The organism is Streptomyces cyaneofuscatus (assembly GCF_000718135.1).
Taxonomy (GTDB): Bacteria; Actinomycetota; Actinomycetes; order Streptomycetales; family Streptomycetaceae; genus Streptomyces; species Streptomyces cyaneofuscatus.
Genome location: NZ_JOEM01000011.1, coordinates 13,569 through 30,282 on the forward strand (window position 1 = coordinate 13,569; position 16,714 = coordinate 30,282).

18 protein-coding genes are annotated in these 16,714 nt (G+C 71.8%); 9 read left to right on the forward strand and 9 right to left on the reverse strand.

Translation table 11 applies throughout. The annotated features are described in order from the left end of the window. Window positions 1–65: 65 nt before the first annotated feature. The 4 genes from IF17_RS0119350 to IF17_RS0119365 all read left to right on the forward strand — a co-directional run bounded on the left by IF17_RS0119350 (window position 66) and on the right by IF17_RS0119365 (window position 3,437). A complete protein-coding gene (locus IF17_RS0119350; protein WP_030567627.1) occupies window positions 66–515 on the forward strand; it encodes a universal stress protein in 450 nt (149 codons plus the stop codon). Beyond that, window positions 512–1,588 carry an adenylate/guanylate cyclase domain-containing protein gene (locus IF17_RS0119355; RefSeq protein ID WP_030567629.1) on the forward strand — a complete coding sequence of 359 codons (1,077 nt, stop codon included), beginning with the start codon at window positions 512–514 and terminating at the stop codon, window positions 1,586–1,588. Before IF17_RS0119350 ends, IF17_RS0119355 begins: the two co-directional genes overlap by 4 nt. Before the next feature lie 135 nt (window positions 1,589–1,723). Beyond that, complete coding sequence (locus tag IF17_RS0119360) at window positions 1,724–2,716, forward strand: dihydroxyacetone kinase subunit DhaK (protein WP_030567631.1); 993 nt, start codon at window positions 1,724–1,726, stop codon at window positions 2,714–2,716. 43 nt (window positions 2,717–2,759) lie between these two features. Beyond that, a complete protein-coding gene (locus tag IF17_RS0119365) occupies window positions 2,760–3,437 on the forward strand; it encodes a DAK2 domain-containing protein (RefSeq protein ID WP_030567633.1) in 678 nt (225 codons plus the stop codon). 18 nt (window positions 3,438–3,455) lie between these two features. On the opposite strand, the gene IF17_RS0119370 is transcribed toward IF17_RS0119365, so the two are convergent. Further along, a complete protein-coding gene (locus IF17_RS0119370; RefSeq protein ID WP_030567634.1) occupies window positions 3,456–4,184 on the reverse strand; it encodes an HAD family hydrolase in 729 nt (242 codons plus the stop codon). Window positions 4,185–4,857: 673 nt separating this feature from the next. Continuing rightward, window positions 4,858–5,637, reverse strand: coding sequence for a GntR family transcriptional regulator (locus IF17_RS0119375; RefSeq protein ID WP_030567636.1), 780 nt, complete (start codon window positions 5,635–5,637; stop codon window positions 4,858–4,860). Window positions 5,638–5,861: 224 nt separating this feature from the next. Between IF17_RS0119375 and IF17_RS0119380 the strand changes: the two genes are divergently transcribed. Then, the gene (locus IF17_RS0119380; RefSeq protein ID WP_030567637.1) at window positions 5,862–6,728 is read left to right on the forward strand and encodes a GNAT family N-acetyltransferase; all 867 of its coding nucleotides are present in this window, start codon (window positions 5,862–5,864) and stop codon (window positions 6,726–6,728) included. 122 nt (window positions 6,729–6,850) lie between these two features. Here IF17_RS0119380 and IF17_RS01000000136570 read toward each other — a convergent pair whose 3' ends face one another. Together IF17_RS01000000136570 and IF17_RS0119390 are read right to left on the reverse strand one after the other, a co-directional pair. Then, window positions 6,851–8,023 carry a peptidase gene (locus IF17_RS01000000136570; protein ID WP_051884075.1) on the reverse strand — a complete coding sequence of 391 codons (1,173 nt, stop codon included), beginning with the start codon at window positions 8,021–8,023 and terminating at the stop codon, window positions 6,851–6,853. A gap of 115 nt (window positions 8,024–8,138) precedes the next feature. Continuing rightward, window positions 8,139–8,795, reverse strand: coding sequence for a TetR/AcrR family transcriptional regulator (locus IF17_RS0119390; protein ID WP_030567642.1), 657 nt, complete (start codon window positions 8,793–8,795; stop codon window positions 8,139–8,141). Window positions 8,796–8,867: 72 nt separating this feature from the next. On the opposite strand from IF17_RS0119390, the gene IF17_RS01000000136575 reads away from it, so the two are divergent. Continuing rightward, a complete protein-coding gene (locus IF17_RS01000000136575) occupies window positions 8,868–9,350 on the forward strand; it encodes a hypothetical protein (RefSeq protein ID WP_244890520.1) in 483 nt (160 codons plus the stop codon). 17 nt (window positions 9,351–9,367) lie between these two features. On the opposite strand, the gene IF17_RS0119400 is transcribed toward IF17_RS01000000136575, so the two are convergent. Further along, a complete protein-coding gene (locus IF17_RS0119400; RefSeq protein WP_030567645.1) occupies window positions 9,368–10,477 on the reverse strand; it encodes an ROK family transcriptional regulator in 1,110 nt (369 codons plus the stop codon). 74 nt (window positions 10,478–10,551) lie between these two features. Between IF17_RS0119400 and IF17_RS0119405 the strand changes: the two genes are divergently transcribed. Both IF17_RS0119405 and IF17_RS0119410 read left to right on the forward strand, forming a co-directional pair. Next, complete coding sequence (locus tag IF17_RS0119405) at window positions 10,552–11,736, forward strand: Gfo/Idh/MocA family oxidoreductase (protein ID WP_030567647.1); 1,185 nt, start codon at window positions 10,552–10,554, stop codon at window positions 11,734–11,736. Beyond that, window positions 11,733–12,212 carry a heme-degrading domain-containing protein gene (locus IF17_RS0119410; RefSeq protein ID WP_030567649.1) on the forward strand — a complete coding sequence of 160 codons (480 nt, stop codon included), beginning with the start codon at window positions 11,733–11,735 and terminating at the stop codon, window positions 12,210–12,212. Before IF17_RS0119405 ends, IF17_RS0119410 begins: the two co-directional genes overlap by 4 nt. Before the next feature lie 62 nt (window positions 12,213–12,274). Here the strand turns inward: IF17_RS0119410 and IF17_RS0119415 are convergent, their stop codons facing one another. The 4 genes from IF17_RS0119415 to IF17_RS0119430 all read right to left on the reverse strand — a co-directional run bounded on the left by IF17_RS0119415 (window position 12,275) and on the right by IF17_RS0119430 (window position 15,376). Then, window positions 12,275–13,135, reverse strand: a complete 861-nt coding sequence (locus tag IF17_RS0119415; protein ID WP_030567650.1) for a fumarylacetoacetate hydrolase family protein — start codon at window positions 13,133–13,135, stop codon at window positions 12,275–12,277. Window positions 13,136–13,272: 137 nt separating this feature from the next. Beyond that, on the reverse strand, window positions 13,273–14,043 hold the full coding sequence (locus IF17_RS0119420) for a YidC/Oxa1 family membrane protein insertase (RefSeq protein ID WP_030567651.1): 771 nt from the start codon (window positions 14,041–14,043) through the stop codon (window positions 13,273–13,275). Between the two features lie 107 nt (window positions 14,044–14,150). Further along, window positions 14,151–14,483, reverse strand: coding sequence for a DUF6412 domain-containing protein (locus IF17_RS0119425; protein WP_018512437.1), 333 nt, complete (start codon window positions 14,481–14,483; stop codon window positions 14,151–14,153). A gap of 101 nt (window positions 14,484–14,584) precedes the next feature. Next, window positions 14,585–15,376: a class E sortase gene (locus tag IF17_RS0119430; protein ID WP_030567652.1), complete on the reverse strand. Its 792-nt coding sequence runs from the start codon at window positions 15,374–15,376 to the stop codon at window positions 14,585–14,587. Window positions 15,377–15,587: 211 nt separating this feature from the next. On the opposite strand from IF17_RS0119430, the gene IF17_RS0119435 reads away from it, so the two are divergent. Then, a complete protein-coding gene (locus IF17_RS0119435; RefSeq protein WP_030567654.1) occupies window positions 15,588–16,595 on the forward strand; it encodes an SEC-C domain-containing protein in 1,008 nt (335 codons plus the stop codon). The last annotated feature ends 119 nt before the right edge of the window (window positions 16,596–16,714 follow it).

A 16,714-nucleotide genomic window follows, 5' to 3' on the forward strand; every position in this document is an offset into this window, starting at 1 on the left:
CCTCGACAGACCGCACACCCTTACTTACTCTGTAGTAAGTAACCTTTATAGGTGGGGAGTTGAGTGTGCACCTCTATCGGACAGTTCTCGTCGGCACGGACGGCTCGGCGTCATCGTTCACAGCGGTGGAGGGTGCGGCACGCTTGGCCGCGGGCACCCGGGCGGACCTGGTGGTCGTCTGCGCCTATCAGCCCTTGTCCGGGCCGGAGTTGGCCAAGGCGCAGCACGAGCTGGGCGAGGAGGCCTACCAGGTGGTGGGTTCCGCCCCCGCGGAGGAGAGCCTTCGGGTCGCACGCGTGCGCGCCGAAGCCCAGGGAGCGGCAAGCGTGCGGTTGCGGGCGGAGGAGGGTGAACCCGTCGCGGTGCTCATGCGGGTGGCCCGGGAGTGTTCGGCCGACCTCCTGGTGGTGGGCAACCGCGGCCTGCGGTCCCTGGCCGGCCGCCTGCTGGGGTCGGTGCCTGCGGATGTCGCACGCAAGGCGGGCGTGGACGTACTCATCGTGCACACCACATGAGCACGCCGTCGGCAGACAAGGCAGCCGGCGACCCGGCCTCGCCCGAAGAGCCGGAGGGCAACGGACCAGCGGGATACGAGTTCGTCGAATCGCTGCTGCTGGGGCCGCGTACCTGGACCCGGTCCGAGGTCGCCCACCTGGCCGGCGTCGGGACCGAACACACGGCGCGGATATGGCGCGCTCTGGGATTCCCGGCCGTCGCCGACGAGGATCCGGCGTTCACCGATGCCGATGTGGAGGCGTTGCGCGCCGGGGAGCGACTCATCCGAGCAGGGGTCATCACCGCCGAGAGCGAGACGATGATGGCCCGAGCCCTGGCCCACCATCTGTCCCGGCTGGCCGAGTGGCAGATGCACACCCTGGCAGCAAAGATCACCGCCGATGGCGGTGATCTGGTCGAGGAGTCGGCCCTGACCCTGCTGCCGGAACTGGAACTGCTGCAGCGACATGTGTGGCGCCGCCATCTGGCCGCGCACGCCGCGCGGACACTCCCGCGGGAGAACGCCTCGCCCGACAGGCACAGGGAGGACACCAGGTCGTCCCAGGTGAAGCCCGCCGGCGAGTTTCCCGTACTGCGTCGGGCAGTGGGATTCACCGACATGGTGGGGTACACGCGCATGTCCCGGGGACTGGACGGTCCGGAGCTGGCCCGGATGATCGACCGGTTCGAGGAGCTGACGTCGAGCTTGATCGCCGAGGGGCGGGGCCGGGTCGTCAAGACCATCGGTGACGAGGTCCTTTTCGTGGCCGACACGGCCGACGACGCCGCCGGTATCGCCCTGGAGATCGCCTCCCGCACCGAGGCGGACCCCGCACTGCCCCGCCTGCGCACCGGTCTGGCGCACGGTGCTGTACTCAACCGCTTCGGTGACGTGTACGGAAGTACGGTCAACACAGCGGCTCGCCTCACGGCTCTGGCCCGTCCCGGTACGACGCTGGTGGACACCGAGTTGGCCGCAGAGCTGGCGCACCTGGCCGCCTACTCCCTGAGAACACTGCGCCCCGTATCCGTACGCGGCTACAAGCGGCTGCGTCCCGTCCTGTTGCGCCCGGCCGGTGACAGGACGGGCTGACACATCGGTATGCGAACTCATATGCGGTATCTCTTCGGACTTGCGCGGTACCTGCCGCCATCGCAACCTGGTGAAACCGTGCCCGCCCCTGCGGCCCGTCGGTCCGCTGGTGCGCCTGGATATCCGAGGAGTGAGATGTCCGCGTACTTCGAGACCGCCTCCGGTGACCTTGCCTCCGAAGCGTTGCGCTCCTTCGCCGATGTCCACGGGGAACTGGTTTCGGCCCCTCCCGGGTTCGGCTTCCTCACGGCGCGCGACACCTCCGAGACGCGCGTGGTCGGCCTGCTGTCCGGCGGGGGATCGGGTCACGAGCCTCTGCACTGCGGGTATGTCGGGCGGGGCATGCTCGACGCCGCTGTTCCCGGACGAGTGTTCGCTTCCCCGCACAATCGTCAGGTGTACGAGGCGTCTCTCGCGGTCGCCCGCCCGGAAGGGGTTCTCCATCTGGTGAAGAACTACACCGGCGACCGCATCAATTTCGGCATCGCCGCCGAGCGCCTGGCCCACCAGGGCATACCGTGCGCCCGCGTCCTCGTCGACGACGACCTCGCCTCCGACGCGGCGGACATCGCCGCCGGGCGGCGTGGAACGGGTGGCACCGTCCTGGTGGAGAAGATCCTCGGTGCCGCGGCGGACACCGGCATGGGACTCGCCGAACTCCAGAATCTCGGCGAGCGGCTCGTGACGCGTTGCCGTTCACTCGCCATCGCCACCTCCGCACACACGTCTCCCGCCACCGGGAAACCCGCCTTCACCTTGGACACGGGCCAGCTGGAGTACGGGGTGGGCATTCACGGTGAACGCGCCAGTTCGACCACGCCCCACCGGCCGCTGCCCGACCTGGTCGAACGGATGACGACGGAACTGCTCGGTGCGCTGCCCGCCGACACCCCGGTGATATCGCTGGTCAACGGCCTCGGCGCCACCACCCTGCTGGAGCTGTACGCGGCACACGGGCAGCTCGCCCACCAGCTGCGGGACGCCGGGGTGCCACTCGCCCGAAGCCTGGTCGGGAACTACATCACCTCCCTGGACATGCACGGTTTCTCCATCACCCTGATGGCCGTCGACCCTCAGGCCCTCCGCCTGTACGACGCACCGGTCCACACCCCGGCCCTGCGCTGGTGAAGAGCGGCCCCGTTCCACCGCAGCCGACACCGGGAGGATCCCCATGACCGAGCCTGCCAGCAGCGCCCAGTTCACCTACGGCTGGATGCGGCGTTTCGCCGAAGCGGCCCACCGTGGTGAGCCCCTGCTCACCGCTCTTGACCAGGAGGTCGGCGACGGAGACTTCGGAGCCAACCTCACCGCCGGGGTGGACGCCGCCCGGGCCCGCTGGGACCGGCTCCCGGACCCGGGTTCCGATCCCTCCGCACCGCTTCTGGCCACGGCCGAGGCCTTTCTCGACGAGGTCGGTGGTACGAGCGGGCCTCTTTTCGGCCTCCTGCTGCAGTCGTTGGCCGCAGCGATCGCCGAGCGCGGGCTCACCACCGCCGCGCTGGCCGAGGGTTTCGCCGGCGGCCTCGACTCGATCCAACGCGTCGGAGACGCCCGGCCAGGAGACAAGACCCTCGTCGACGCCCTGGCCCCCGCCACCGACGTCCTGCGCTCGACCGCCCCGAGCACCCCCGCGGCCGACGCGCTCGCGATCGCGGCCGAGTCCGCATGGGACGGGGTGGCCGCGACCGCGAGGCTGCGGGCTCGTATGGGGCGCTCCAGTTACCTCGGTGGACGCACGGAAGGGATTCCCGACCCGGGGGCCGTCGGCGTCGCCCTCCTGCTGTCCTGCGCCCAGGCCGGGAGTCCTGACCTCGGCACACGCCTGGACGCCGTACGCGCCACCGGCTGAGTCAGCGCGCCCCCGCCGCTACCCGGCCCGCACCCAGTCCAGGTCCAGCAACTCGGGAGCCTGGAGGGTGGGCACCCAGAGATCAACCGTGCTTTCCCGGCCGTCACCGGGCGGCTTGCCGACCCCCACCACGCGTAGCCCCGCCCGGCGGGCCGATTCGATGCCCGTGAACGAGTCCTCCACGGCCAGCGTCCGTTCGCTCCGGGCGCCGCACAGCCGTGCGGCGGTGGCGTAGACGTCCGGCCACGGCTTGGGCCTGATGGGTTCCCCGCCGTCCGGGCTCCTGGTGGCCGCACCGGTCGATTCCGGGGTGCCGGGGACGACGATGTGACCGAAGTGCGCCAGCAGGCCGGCCTGCTCCAGACTCCTCTCGACGACCGCGAGGGGACAGTTGCTCGCGACCGCCAGGGGAAGGCGGCCGGACAGGTTCCGGACGAACTCGGCCGCTCCGGGCATGGTCACCGGGTCATCGGCGACGCGCTCCATGAAGTGGGCGAGCAGCGAATCGGTGAGCTCCGGTGCCAGGTCGGGCTTGTCGGCCTCCTCGGCCATCATGCGGCCGCAGTCGAGGTAGTGGACTCCCTTGGCACGTTCGGCGAACCCCGGCGCCGGCCGCAGACCGAAGTCCCGGAAGGCCAGGCCCCGGGCATCCTGCCAATGCTGTTCGGTGTCCATGAGAGTGCCGTCGCAGTCGAAGACGACGGCTTCGGGGGACCAGCCGTGAAAGGGCTGCTCTGTGATGGTCATCGGTGGACCACTCCTGAGGGAAGTGCGATCCGGCATGACGCGGGACCGCGGACCGTGGGGGGGTCGCCACTTCGCATGCGTTTGCGAAGCTCCTCACACTGCCCTCTGCGACCTGCAGTCGGGCGCGGAACAAAAGTCGGCTCATAGGCCGTCACGCAGAAGTGGCGTCACCGAGACGCTATTCACTCTTGCACAAGCCACGCAATCACCGGCTTGGCCCCTCGACATTCACCCGATAAATCCGCTAGGGGAAAGCAGGGGAGCGATCGGCAACACGATGATTTCACTGACCAACTGCATCCATAGGAGGCCGCGTTGAGGAAACGTAACCCGATCGAATTGCCTCGGAGGACGCATTCACTCATTCAGCCAGGTGGCCAGAAACAGACGATTCACGCCCCTTGATGCACTCTAAGGTGTGCACGCTCGAAAGAAAGTAAGGGGATTTACCCTACCCACCCCTTCTTTTACCAGCGTACGCGGAGCGCACATTATTTTCCCAGCGCGCGCCGGGGCTCCACGCAGGCGAAAAGCCGGGGCTCCGCGCAGGCGAAAAAAGCACACCCTTGGAAAGGGTGCGGCCGGGCAATCAACTGCTCGACGAACTCTTGGGCGTGCGGCGTCGAATGTATGAAAAAGCCGTCCGGCGGAGGCGCGCTCGGCAAGACACCCCCTAGGGCTCTTCACGTCGAGCGGGCTCCCCCAGGTGCGTGGTGAAGGAGAACCGGTCTCCTCGGAACAGCGTGCGCACCCGCTCCAGCGGCCGGCCCTCCGTGTCCCGGGAGAGGCGGTGGAGGAGCAGCATCGGCAGGGCGGGCGGGGTCCCGATGAGCAGGGCCTCGCGGGGGGTGGCGAGCACGGTCTCGATGCGTTCGTCGGCGTCCCCGAAGGCGATGCCGAGCCGGTCGCGGAGATAGGCGTAGAAGGAGGAGTCCGGGTCGAACTCCACGTCCAGGCGTGGGAGTCGGGCCACACTGACGTACGTGCTCTCCAGCCCGACCCGCTCGTCGTCGGCGAGCAGCACGCGCTCCAGGTGCCAGACGGGCTCGCCCCGGCCCACCCCGATCTCGGCGGCGAGGGCCTCGGGGCAGGGAAAGCGCTCCAGGCCGATGAGGTGGCGCCCGGGCCGCCGACCCTGGCGGCGGACGCCTTCGGTGTAGCTGGCGAGCGAGAGCGGCTGCTCCAGCTTGGGCCCGGCGACCACGGTCCCGCGCCCCTGCCGCCGCAGCCGCCCTTCCAGTAGCAGCTCGCGCAGCGCCTGCCGTACGGTCTCGCGCGACACCTCGTGGCGCAGCGCGAGATCCCGTTCGGTGGGCAGCAGCCCGCCCTCGCCCAACTCGTCGAGGAGCAGCGAGATCCGGGCCTTGACCGCGTAGTACTTCGGGATGCGGCCGTGCTCCGGGATGCCGGAGCGGATGGGTGCGCCAGGTGCCTGGTCGTTCGGGTAGTCCACCGCCCGATGGTGGCATGCGCGGGTGAACGGCCCGCTAGTGGTCGCGATCAGACCGTGGTGGCACGGCGAGCGGTACGGACACTCTCACATCAGGCATCATGCTCTGCCATGGACCTCACAGGTACATAGCCAACGTACGACGCGTCAACCGACGCAGCCTGTAGAGCGCCGAACCAGGAACCAGGGATCAGGGATCAGGGATCAGGGATCAGGGATCAGGGATCATGCTTCCGGATGAGTGGCACATCACCCAAGACGTCGACGACTTCCTCGCCCGAGCTGGGGACTTCCTGCGCTCGCGCCCTGCCCTGCACAACACGCCGCTGACAGACATCGAGAAACTGCGGATACGCACGCCGGACGCGCACGCCCCCGCCACCGCCGTCTTCGGCAGCCTGGAGTCGGGAGGCGAGGTCCACGCGGTCTTCTACCTCATGTCGAGCGGCCGCCTGGGCCTCACTCCCCTCTCCGTCGAGCAGACCGACGCCCTCGCCGCCCACCTGGCCGTCCTCGGCCACTCACCCGCCAACGTCATCGCGGACCACGACACCGCCACCGCGTACGCCGATTCCTGGCAGCGGCACACCGGCGCGGCACCAGCACTCTTCTGGCGGACACATCTCTACCGCCTCGGAACACTCACTCCGCCGCGGCCGCGCCCGGAGGGCCGGGGCCGCCTTACGGGCGGGAGGGACCGCGAACACGTCGTGCGCTGGTGCCGTGAGTTCTGCGTCGATGTCGGGGAGCAGTCCTCCGTCGACTTGATCGACGCCGGTTCCTGGGACGACTCGCGCTTCGGCGACCGGCACTTCACCTTCTGGGAGACCCCGGACGGCAACCCCGTCTCGATGGCGGCCGCGACATCGGTCATCGGCGGCATGGTCCGGATCGACCCCGTTTACACCCCGGCCCACCTCCGGGGCCGCGGCTACGCGGGGGCCGTGACGGTGAAGGCGAGCCGGGCAGCACTGGCCGCGGGCGCGACAGACGTCGTCCTCTTCACGGACCCGGACAACCCCACCAGTAACGCCCTGTACCGGCGCCTCGGGTATGTCCACGTCGCCGACTTCGCCGGGTACACGTTCTCCTGAAGCGCTTCGCATACCGGGTGAGGGCGTGATCGGCGCGCACACGCTTGCCAGGTGCCGGCTGTGACCGCCGCGAGGCACCGGGCTCCACCGCGCTGCCCCGAACCAGGATCACGTTCGCCCCGCTACCGCTGATTTCCGTTCGGACACTCCCCGAAAGCCATGATCCGGCGCATCCGGCGGCCCATCCTCACGAGGGCGCCGCCGCAGAGGACGAGCGCTGCGGCGGCGGCTCCGGCCCAGGGCAGGAGTTCCGGTCCGGTGCGGGCGAGTTCGGGGAGCGGGCGTCCGGTCGCGTAGTGGGGCGGGCGTGTGGGCCGTTCCTTCCCGCCGCCGGATTCCCGGGGGGCCGGCGACCCGTCCGGGCGGGGAGGTGAGCTGGGGTGCGGGGCGGACTCCTTGGCGGGGCCGGTGTAGGCGGGGGTGGGGGTGGAGGTGAGCAGGGGCGTGGGCGTGTGGGTGCGCGAGGGTGTCGGCCCGGTGGAGGGTGTGGGTGCGGCGGAGGACGTGTCCGTACGGGGGCGGGGTTCCGCGGAGACGTCCGTACGGTCACCGCTGTCCTCCTCGGTGCGCTCCGGCCGGGGCACCTCGCCCGTGGCACCGTCGACGATCACGAACCGGTACGCCCCCGACTCCCCCACCCAGTCGCCGTCCTCACGGCCGCCGCCCTTGGCCTTGTCCTGGTGGTGGCGCTGGACGACGGCGGCGCGGGCGGTGACCCGGCCGGGTGCGGTGTCGGAGGTGAAGGCCATCCGGACCCGGACGCTGACGGTGTCACCGGCGGGCACGGTAAAGCCGAGGAAGCCGTCGGCAGCGGTGGATCCGGGGTCGCCGTCGAAGACGCCGATCTGTTCGTGGCGGTCGGTGGTCTCCCAGGTGACACGGTGTTCGGTGCCGGGGCGGCCGGGCTCGGAGAACTTCAGCTGGATCTGCTCGGTGGTCAGCTTGCGGTCCTCGTCGTTGAGCACGAGCACCGGGTGCAGGGCGCGGCAGGCGGTGTCGGTGGTGTTGGTGAGGTCGAGGAACCAGATGCCGTAGCCGCCACCGGAGGCGTACGTCGTCGGGGCCTCCTGGATCCGGGCCTCGATGGGGAACTCCTCGGCGCCCGGATCACCGCAGGCGGGCTGCTCGCCGGCTGCCGCGTCGGCCGCGGACCCGGCTGCTAAGGAGGCGGGGGTGGGGTGGGCGACGGCCTGCGGGCCGCCGAGGAGCGCGGCGGGCACCGCGATCCCGGCGGCCAGCCCGAGGGCGGCGAGCGCACGGGCGTCACGCAGCCGCGCGCAGGAGGTGGGGGACATGGGGACACCCTTCGCTGCTCGCGAACGACCGGGGCGGGGGCCGCCGGTTGTGGCCTCCGAGGCAAGCACGCGCGCGCGGACGCAGAGAGTCGACATGCCGACACCGCTCATAGGATCACCCGACTGTCGGGCTGTCGGACCGTCGGACTACCGACACCGGTTGCGGGTCTTCGAGGAGGGTCGCGCCGGACACCAGGGCGCGGGCGGTGTCGGCGAAGAACTGCTCGTCGGCGCCCGGGGCGAGGCCGAGCAGGACGCCCTGGCTGAGGCCGATGAGGACGGCCCTCAGCGCAGTGGTCAGGCGGTGCGCCTGCCCCTCCGTCACGAGGGCCCCCTCATGCCGTCGCCCGGCGAACAGGGCGATCAGCCGGCTCTCCTCCGCCCGCACCGACGCGGCCAGCCGGGGGCCCACCTCGGCGTCGTGCAGGGCCATGCCCAGCAGGGTGAACTGCAACGACTGGTCGGCCGGCGCGTCGGCGGCATCACAGGTCCGCCGGTAGTACCGGGCGAAGGCGTCGACCGCCCCCAGGAGGTCCGCGTCCGCCGGGATCGCCTGCTCGATCTCCTCGTAGTGCGGCTGGAGATAGTCGGTGACCAGCGCCCCCAGCAGACCGCTCTTGCTGCCGAACAGCGAGTAGACGGCCCCGGTGGTCAGCCCGGCCCGCTCGGCGATCTCGTCGAGCCGGGCGCGGTGCCCGTCCCGGGAGACGACGTGGAACGCGGCGTCCAGGAGGGCGCGGCGATTGCGTTCCTTGGTTTCGGCTCTCGTCATTCTCATAATTCCATTATTCTAGTAACCAGATTACGGAAGCGCACACGGAGTGAGACCCAAGAAGGAGCACTCATGTCACGCATGCTTGCGGGAGCCATCGGCGACGGCGCGTTCAAGGTGGTGCTCGGCGCCGCCTTCGCGGTCGGCAGCGCCTGGCTGGACGACCTGTTCGGGGTGGAGGCCTGGCTCGTACTCATCGCGGGCGCGGCCCTGGTGATCGGCGGCGGGATCGAGGTCGTCTACGTCCGCCGCCGCCCGATGGCCACCTGCCTGCGGCTGATGATCGGCTACGACATCGGCTGGGCGGTGGCGAGCGCCGTCGCCCTGGTGGTGGCGTGGCGGGGCGGCACGGCCGGGGGCGAGATAGGGGTCGCGTACCTGGTGGTGGCACCCCTCGCGCTCGCCGCACTGCTGGTGGGCGCCGCCGCCACCGACGTACGGCCGCCTGCCACCGACGTACGGCTGCCGACCGCCGACGGACAGCCGCCGACCACCGACGTACACCCTCCGGCGACCGACGTACGACCGTCGGCTCGGGACACCTCCGCGGCCTGACCGGGCCCCCGCCTCTCCTACCCCCGCTCCCCCACCCGCCCGAACACCGGCGCGAGCACCAGCTGGGCCGCGCCCTCCGCGACGGGCCGGTCGCCGCCCCCCGCCACCGTGACGGTCACCGAGCCACCGCCCCTGCCCCGGGCGGCCCGCTCCTCGATCACGGCCCGGACGCCCCGTACGTACGCGTCCTCGTCGGCCGCCACCGTCCGGCCGCCCAGCACGACCCGGTCGATGTCGAGGAGCCCGACGAGGTTCGCGGCGCCCGCGCCCAGCACCCGGGCCGCCTCCGCCCGGTCGCCGCGGGCCTCGGCGGCCAGGCACAGCGCCTCGATGCAGCCGCGCCCGCCGCACCCGCACAGGGGCCCGTCCAGCTGAAGGGTCTGGTGACCGAACTCGCCCGCCCCCGTCCGCGCGCCCCGGTGCACCGCGCCGCCCAGGACGAGCCCGGCGCCGAGCCCCGTACCGAGGTGGAGGTAGGCGAAATCGCCGGGCAGCCCGCTCAGGGAAAGGGCGAGGGCGGCGGCGTTGGTGTCCTTGTCGACGGTGACCGGGAGGCCGGTGCGCTCGGCGAGCGCGTCGCGCAGGGGGAAGCCGTCCCACTGCGGGAAGCCGGTGACCCGGTGCAGGACGCCGTCCCGGTGGTCGAGCGGGCCGGGAACGGCGACGCCGAGACCCAGCACCGGCTTGTGCGGCTCGGCCGCGCTCAGGTCGCGTACGGCGTCGGCCGCGTCGGCGAGGACCTGTTCCGCCGGGGCTCCGAAGTCGAGCGGGGCCGTGGTGACGGCGACCGGGCGCCCGGCGAGGTCGACCAGGACGGCGGTGAGTCCGTCGCGGTCCAGGTGGAGGCCGACGGCGAACTGGGCGTCGGGGACGAGCCGGAGCACCGTGCGCGGTTTGCCGCCGGTGGAGGGGCGCAATCCCGCGCCGACGGCCAGGCCCTCGGTCCGCAGCCGGGCGGTGATCTTGCTGACGGCCTGCGGGGTGAGGCCGGTGCGCTCGGCGAGCTCCAGCCGGCTGATGCCCTCTGCCCCGGCCGCCCGCAGCAGGTCCAGGACCAGCGCCGCGTTGTGGTGGCGCAGGGCCGGCAGGTTCACCCCGGCCTGGCTCTTCGTCCGGCTCCCGTTCAACGGTTCACTCCCCTTCACCACCCCATTGTGCCGGTCGCTTGCACTTTGGCAACAGCGTTGCTTAAGTGGAATGCATGACCCCCAAAGCCTCCGCCTCCGCCTCCGGCGCCCCTCTCCGCGTCGCCCTCGTCGGCTACGGCCTGGCCGGCTCCGTCTTCCACGCCCCGCTGATCGCCGCGACCGAGGGCCTGGTCCTCGACACGGTCGTCACGTCGAACGAGGAGCGCCGGGCCGAGGCCCGCGCCGCGTATCCGGACCTCCGGTTCGCCGCCTCGCCGGACGAGCTGTGGGAGCGCGCGGACGAGCTGGACCTGGTCGTGATCGCCTCCCCGAACAAGACGCACGTCGCCCTCGCGACGGCCGCCCTCAAGGCCGGTCTGCCCGTCGTCGTGGACAAGCCGATCGCCGGGACCGCCGCCGAGGCGCGCGAGCTGGCGGCGCTCGCCGAGGAACGCGGACTGCTGCTCTCGGTCTTCCAGAACCGCCGCTGGGACAACGACTTCCGCACGCTCGCCGCGCTGATCGCCGACGGTGAGCTGGGCGAGGTGCAGCGCTTCGAGTCCCGGTTCGAGCGCTGGCGCCCGCAGCCGAAGGGCGGCTGGCGCGAGTCGGGCGACCCGGAGGAGATCGGCGGCCTGCTGTACGACCTGGGCAGCCACGTCGTCGATCAGGCGCTGGTGCTGTTCGGGCCGGCGGTGCAGGTGTACGCCGAGTCCGACGTACGGCGTCCCGGCGCGGCGGCGGACGACGACACGTTCATCGCGATCACGCACGCGAACGGGGTCCGCTCGCACCTGTACGTCAGCGCCACCACGGCCCAGCTCGGCCCGCGCTTCCGCGTGCTCGGCTCGACGGCGGGCTATGTGAAGTACGGCCTGGACCCCCAGGAGGCGGCCCTGCGCGAGGGCAAGCGCCCGGGGACGGCCGGCGAGCCGTGGGGCGAGGAGGTCGAGGAGGTGTGGGGCCGGATCGGTTCCGGCGAGTCCCCGCTGACCGGCGGCGGCACCCCGGTCCGCACGCTGCCCGGCGACTACCCCGCGTACTACGCCGCCGTCGCCGCCGCCGTGCGCGGCGCAGGTGAGAACCCGGTCACCGCGCTCCAGGCCGCCGCCGCGCTGGACGTGCTGGAGGCCGCCCGCCGCTCGGCCCGCGAGGGCGTCTCCGTCACCCTCCTCCCCCACCACCACGACGAAGCCCACCACAACGAGGCTCAGCACGACGAGGCCCCGCACGCTTCGGGCAAGGAGCACCGCGCATGACGACCACCTCCCCCACCATCTCCGAGCTGATCGCCCAGGAGCGCCGGCTGACGCTCCCGCACTTCAGCTACGACGACGCGTTCACGCTCGGCAGCCTCCTGGTCGCGCTCGCCCGGGAGCGGCACGCGCCCGTCGCGATCGACATCCGGCGCGGGGCGCAGCAGTTGTTCCACGCGGCGCTGCCGGGTTCGAGTGCGGACAACGACGCGTGGATCGACCGTAAGCGCGCGGTGGTCGAGCGGTACGGGGAGAGCTCGTACCTGGTCGGCACCCGGTTCCGCTCGAAGGGGACCACGTTCGAGGAGTCGTCCCGCCTGGACCCGGACGCGTACGCGGCGCACGGCGGTTCGTTCCCGATCGCGGTGGAGGGCGCGGGGGTGATCGGCACGGTCACCGTCTCGGGGCTGCCGCAGGCGGAGGACCACGCGATGGTGGTCGAGGCGCTGGAGCAGTTCACGGCGACGCTGGGGAACTGAGGTTCCGTACGAGGCCCCCGGGGGCGCGGTCGAAGCGCCCCCGGGGCCCCGTACGCTCCGGCTTACGCCCCCTTCAGCTCCTGCCGCTGCCGGCCGAGCCCCTCCACCTCCAGCTCCACCACGTCCCCCGCCCTCAGGTACGGCTTCGGCTCGGGCTGCCCCATCGCGACCCCGGCGGGCGTACCGGTGTTGATCACGTCGCCCGGGTAGAGCGTCATGAAGTGGCTGAGATAGCGGACGACCTCACCCACCGGGAAGATCTGCTCGGCGGTGGTGCCGTTCTGCTTCAGCTCGCCGTTGACCCAGAGCCGCAGCGGCAGAGCCTGCGGGTCGGGCACCTCGTCGGCGGTGACGAGCCAGGGGCCCAGCGGGTTGAACGTCTCGCAGTTCTTGCCCTTGTCCCAGGTGCCGCCGCGCTCGATCTGGAACTCGCGCTCCGAGACGTCGTGCGCCGTCGCGTACCCGGCGACATGGGCGAGCCCCTCCTCGGCGGAGGACAGGTAGCGGGCGGTGCGCCCGATGACGACGGCGAGCTCCACCTCCCAGTCCGTCTTGCGGCTGCCGCGCGGCACGAGCACGGTGTCCTCGGGCCCGACGACGGTGTCGGGGGCCTTGAAGAACAGGATCGGCTCCTCCGGGATCGCCGCCCCGGTCTCGGCGGCGTGGTCGTGGTAGTTCAGCCCGATGCACACGATCTTGCCGATGCGCCCCAGCGGCGGCCCTACGCGCAGCCCCGCCGGGTCGAGGGCGGGCAGCACACCGGGGGTGCCGGCGGCCGCCCGTACCCGGGCGAGGGCGGAGGCGTCGGCGAGCAGATCGCCGTCGATGTCGGGGACGATTCCCGACAGATCACGCAGAGTCCCGTCGCGGTCGAGAAGTGCGGGGCGCTCCGCGCCCGCCGTACCGACTCGAAGCAGCTTCAACGGTCCAACTCCTCTTGTTCGAGGTGGGGCCCTCCGGCGGGTTGCGGCCGACGAAGGACTTGGCTGATCCTCCAAGAGTCACGACCACTCCGCAAGACCTCGTTCACACACTGGACCGGCGCATGCGCCGTTCCCGATTACGCCGCTTTGGCCATGGCGCCGCCGGTCACGGGCACGTCCCGGTAGAGCCAGGCCCGCTCGACGGCGGTCCAGGTGGTCGTGGTGACGACGTACAGGGCGGCGGCGAGCGGGACGACGGCGACGGTGATCAGAGTGGCGAACGAGAGCAGCGGCATCATCTTCATCATCGCGCCCATACCGGGCACGGCCTGCCCGTCGGGACCGGTGGCGGGGACCACCGGGTTGGCGGCCATCTGCCGCTTGGTACGTCCGTAGCTGAAGGTGGCGACGGCGGCGACGAGCGCGAAGAGCCCCAGGTAGACCCACCCGTGCCCGCCGAACATCCCGCCGTGCGCGAGGGCGTCGTGCCAGCGCCCGCCGAGCGGGGCGCCGAGGAGGTCGTGGCTGAGGAGGGCGTTGGGCTCGCCGCCGATGGAGCCGCTGGAGAACAGGTGGTAGAGCAGGAAGAACGCGGGCATCTGGAGCAGGCTCGGCAGGCAGCCGGAGAGCGGCGAGACCTTCTCGGCGGCGTGCAGCTCCATGATCGCCTTCTGCATCCGCTCAGGGTTCTTCCCGTGCTTCTTCCGCAACTCGGCGATCTGCGGCTGGAGCCGGGTACGGGCCTTCTGCCCGCGCGCGGCGGCCCGCGAGAGGGGATGGACGGCGAGCCGCACGAGGGCGGTGAAGAGGATGATCGCGGCGGCGGTGGACGCGCCGTGGAACAGCGGCTGGAGCAGATCGGCGAGGGAGCCGACCAGGTTCGCGAAAGCGGACATGAAGGCGGACATGGGTGAGCCCTCCGGGGGTCTCGTCGTGCCGGGAGAAGTACGCGGTGCTCGGTACTCGGCATGACGACCCACGCGGGGGCGCTACGGGACTGCGGTGCGGGAGCGCCCTACGCGATGGCCGTCAGGAGGGCGTGCCCGGGTGCTCGGGGCCTGGTCCGGCCGCGGGCGTCGGGGTCGCGCTGGGGCAGGAAGGCGGTGCGCTTCTCCCGGTCCCTGATCGCCGTACGGACCCGGGTGCGGGGCACCGGGGGCGCGCAGCGGGCGCTGATGACGGAGCAGGCGAGGAGCGCGGAGCCGGCCGCGGCGGTGGCGGCGAGCGCGACGGCGGCGGAGAGACTGCCGCCCTCGGCGAGGAGAACCTCGGTGAGGAGGAGGACGAGGAGGCCGACGGGCCGGAGGAACCGGGCGAAGGCGCCGCGCAGCCGGTTGGCGTCACGCATGGGGCGTCTCCTTCCGTCCTCCGTACAGGCGGGTCCTGGCACTCCTTTCGTTATACACGATGATCGGCCGGGCCCGGTTGCGCCCGATCATCGGGCTCCGGTCACCGGGGACGCATGGCGGTGAGCTTGCCCCAGACGACGAGCCGGTAGCGGGAGCTGAACTCGGGGGTGCAGGTGGTGAGGGTCAGGTAGTAGCCGGGCTCGCTGTATCCGACGGAGGTCGTGATGTTGGAGCGGGGCACGGGGGCGATGACCCCGCTGTCGGAGGGCGCGGTCCGGGCGAGGCTCTTGTCGACGGTGTACGTGTACACGGCGTCCCGGGTCTCGACGGTGATCCGGTCCCCGCGCCGCAGCCGGTCGAGGCGCCGGAAGGGCTCGCCGTGGGTGTTGCGGTGCCCGGCGAGCGCGAAGTTCCCGGCCCGCCCGGCCTGGGCGGTCCGGGTGTAGTGCCCGACGTACCCGCGGTCGAGGACGCCGCCCTTGCCGGTGCCCTCGGCGACGGGGGCGGTGAGGCCGATGCGGGGGATGCGGAGGACTGCGTAGGCCTGGTCCCAGCGGGGGGTGGTGGGGGCGGCCGGCGGGTCGGACCCGCGGGTGGGGCCGGGGCCGGCGGCGGAGGGCGGGGGCTCGGGCACCACGGGGTCGCCGGTCGGATCGCCGCTGGGGGCTCCGCTCGGGACGGCGGGTGGAGGCGGGCCCCACTCCCGCTGAAGGGCCTGGACGGTACGCCCGGCCTCCTGGCGGGCCTCCCGGTTGGTCCACCACAGCTGATGGACGACAAGAAGCAGGAGAACAACACCAAGGGTGACGACGATCTCGGCGAAGCCCCAGAGCCCACGCGCGAGAAGGTTCCGCCGTCGACGACCGGCCCGCGAGCCCGGCCTGCTCGGCACGGCACCACGTACCGCACCACGTAAGGGTGTCCGTCCCCGTTTCCGCACGGCGGGCACGATAGAACCAACGTACGGAACTCTCCATACCCACCACCAGATTCCACTCCCCCTGCAGACGCCCCCCTCGTCAGATCCCGCTGCCGCCCCCACTCCGGGTCCGGCTTCCGACCTCTCCTCCCGACGGCCGCTGTCCGGCAGTACCGTGTGATCCATGCGCCCCGACACGCCTGCCGACCACACCACCGAAGCCGAGCGCCTGCTGCGCACCGCGGCGCAGTACCCCGAGGACCAGGAACCGCTGGTCCTCCAGGCCGCGGCCCATCTGGAACTCGCCGGTGACCGTTCCCGCGCGAGCACGCTCTACGACGACCTGCTGGCCGCCCCCGAGTCAACCGTCGAGAACCCGCACCTGATCAAGGCCCTGAAGGCGTCGAACCTCTGGGAGTACGGGCACGAGGCCGAGGCCCGCGCGATCATCGAGGGCATCCACGCCGCGGGCCCGCTGGACGCGGCGCCCTGGCAGGTCGCCGCCGAGACCCTGGAGGCGCACGACGAGCTGGAGTCGGCGCACGACTTCTTCTCGACCGCGCTGACGCTGCTGCTGGCCCCCGGCGAGGAGGTCCCGTACGCGACGCAGTCCCTCCTGACCGGCCGCCACCGGGTGCGCCGGCTGATGGGCCTGGACCACGACGCGTGGGACGAGCTGGCCGGCGCCCTGCACACGGCCCCGGTCCCGCTGGACGAGCTCCACGACCCGAAGCGGGTGTGGTCGCTGGGCTCGTCGGACCCGGTGGAGCTGAAGGCGGAGATCACCCGCCTGCGCGCGGAGCTGGGCACGTACCGTACGGCGCTGTCGCGCCCGTTCCCGGTGGCGGTGCTGCACTGGCCCGACCAGGAACTCCGGGAACTCCTCTCGACGTACCCGGAGTTGACCGAGGAGTACGTGGACCGGGCGACCCACCTGTCCCGCCTGGAGGCGTCCCTGCGCGACCTCCACGCGACGGGCACCCCGAACCTGGGTATCGTCACGGGCACGGTCCCCTCGTACGAGGCCTTCGCCGCCTCCGAAGCCGCCTCCCCCGCCGACCCGGGCCTCCTCCCCCAATACGCCACCACCCTCGCCGCCCGAGGCCGCGCCACCCCGTGGCCCCCGTCCCGCACGGCCGCCTGCTGGTGCGGGTCGGGGGAGGCTTATGGGGGGTGCCACGGGGGCGGGTGACGCTTGCCGCACGTCCACGGCAGGGGCCGCTGCCCGCGCACTCGCGGTGGCGGCCCCTTCTGGTCTCAGAAGCCATGGCCCGACTGTCAGTCCTCCTTGATACAACTGCACATGCAGTA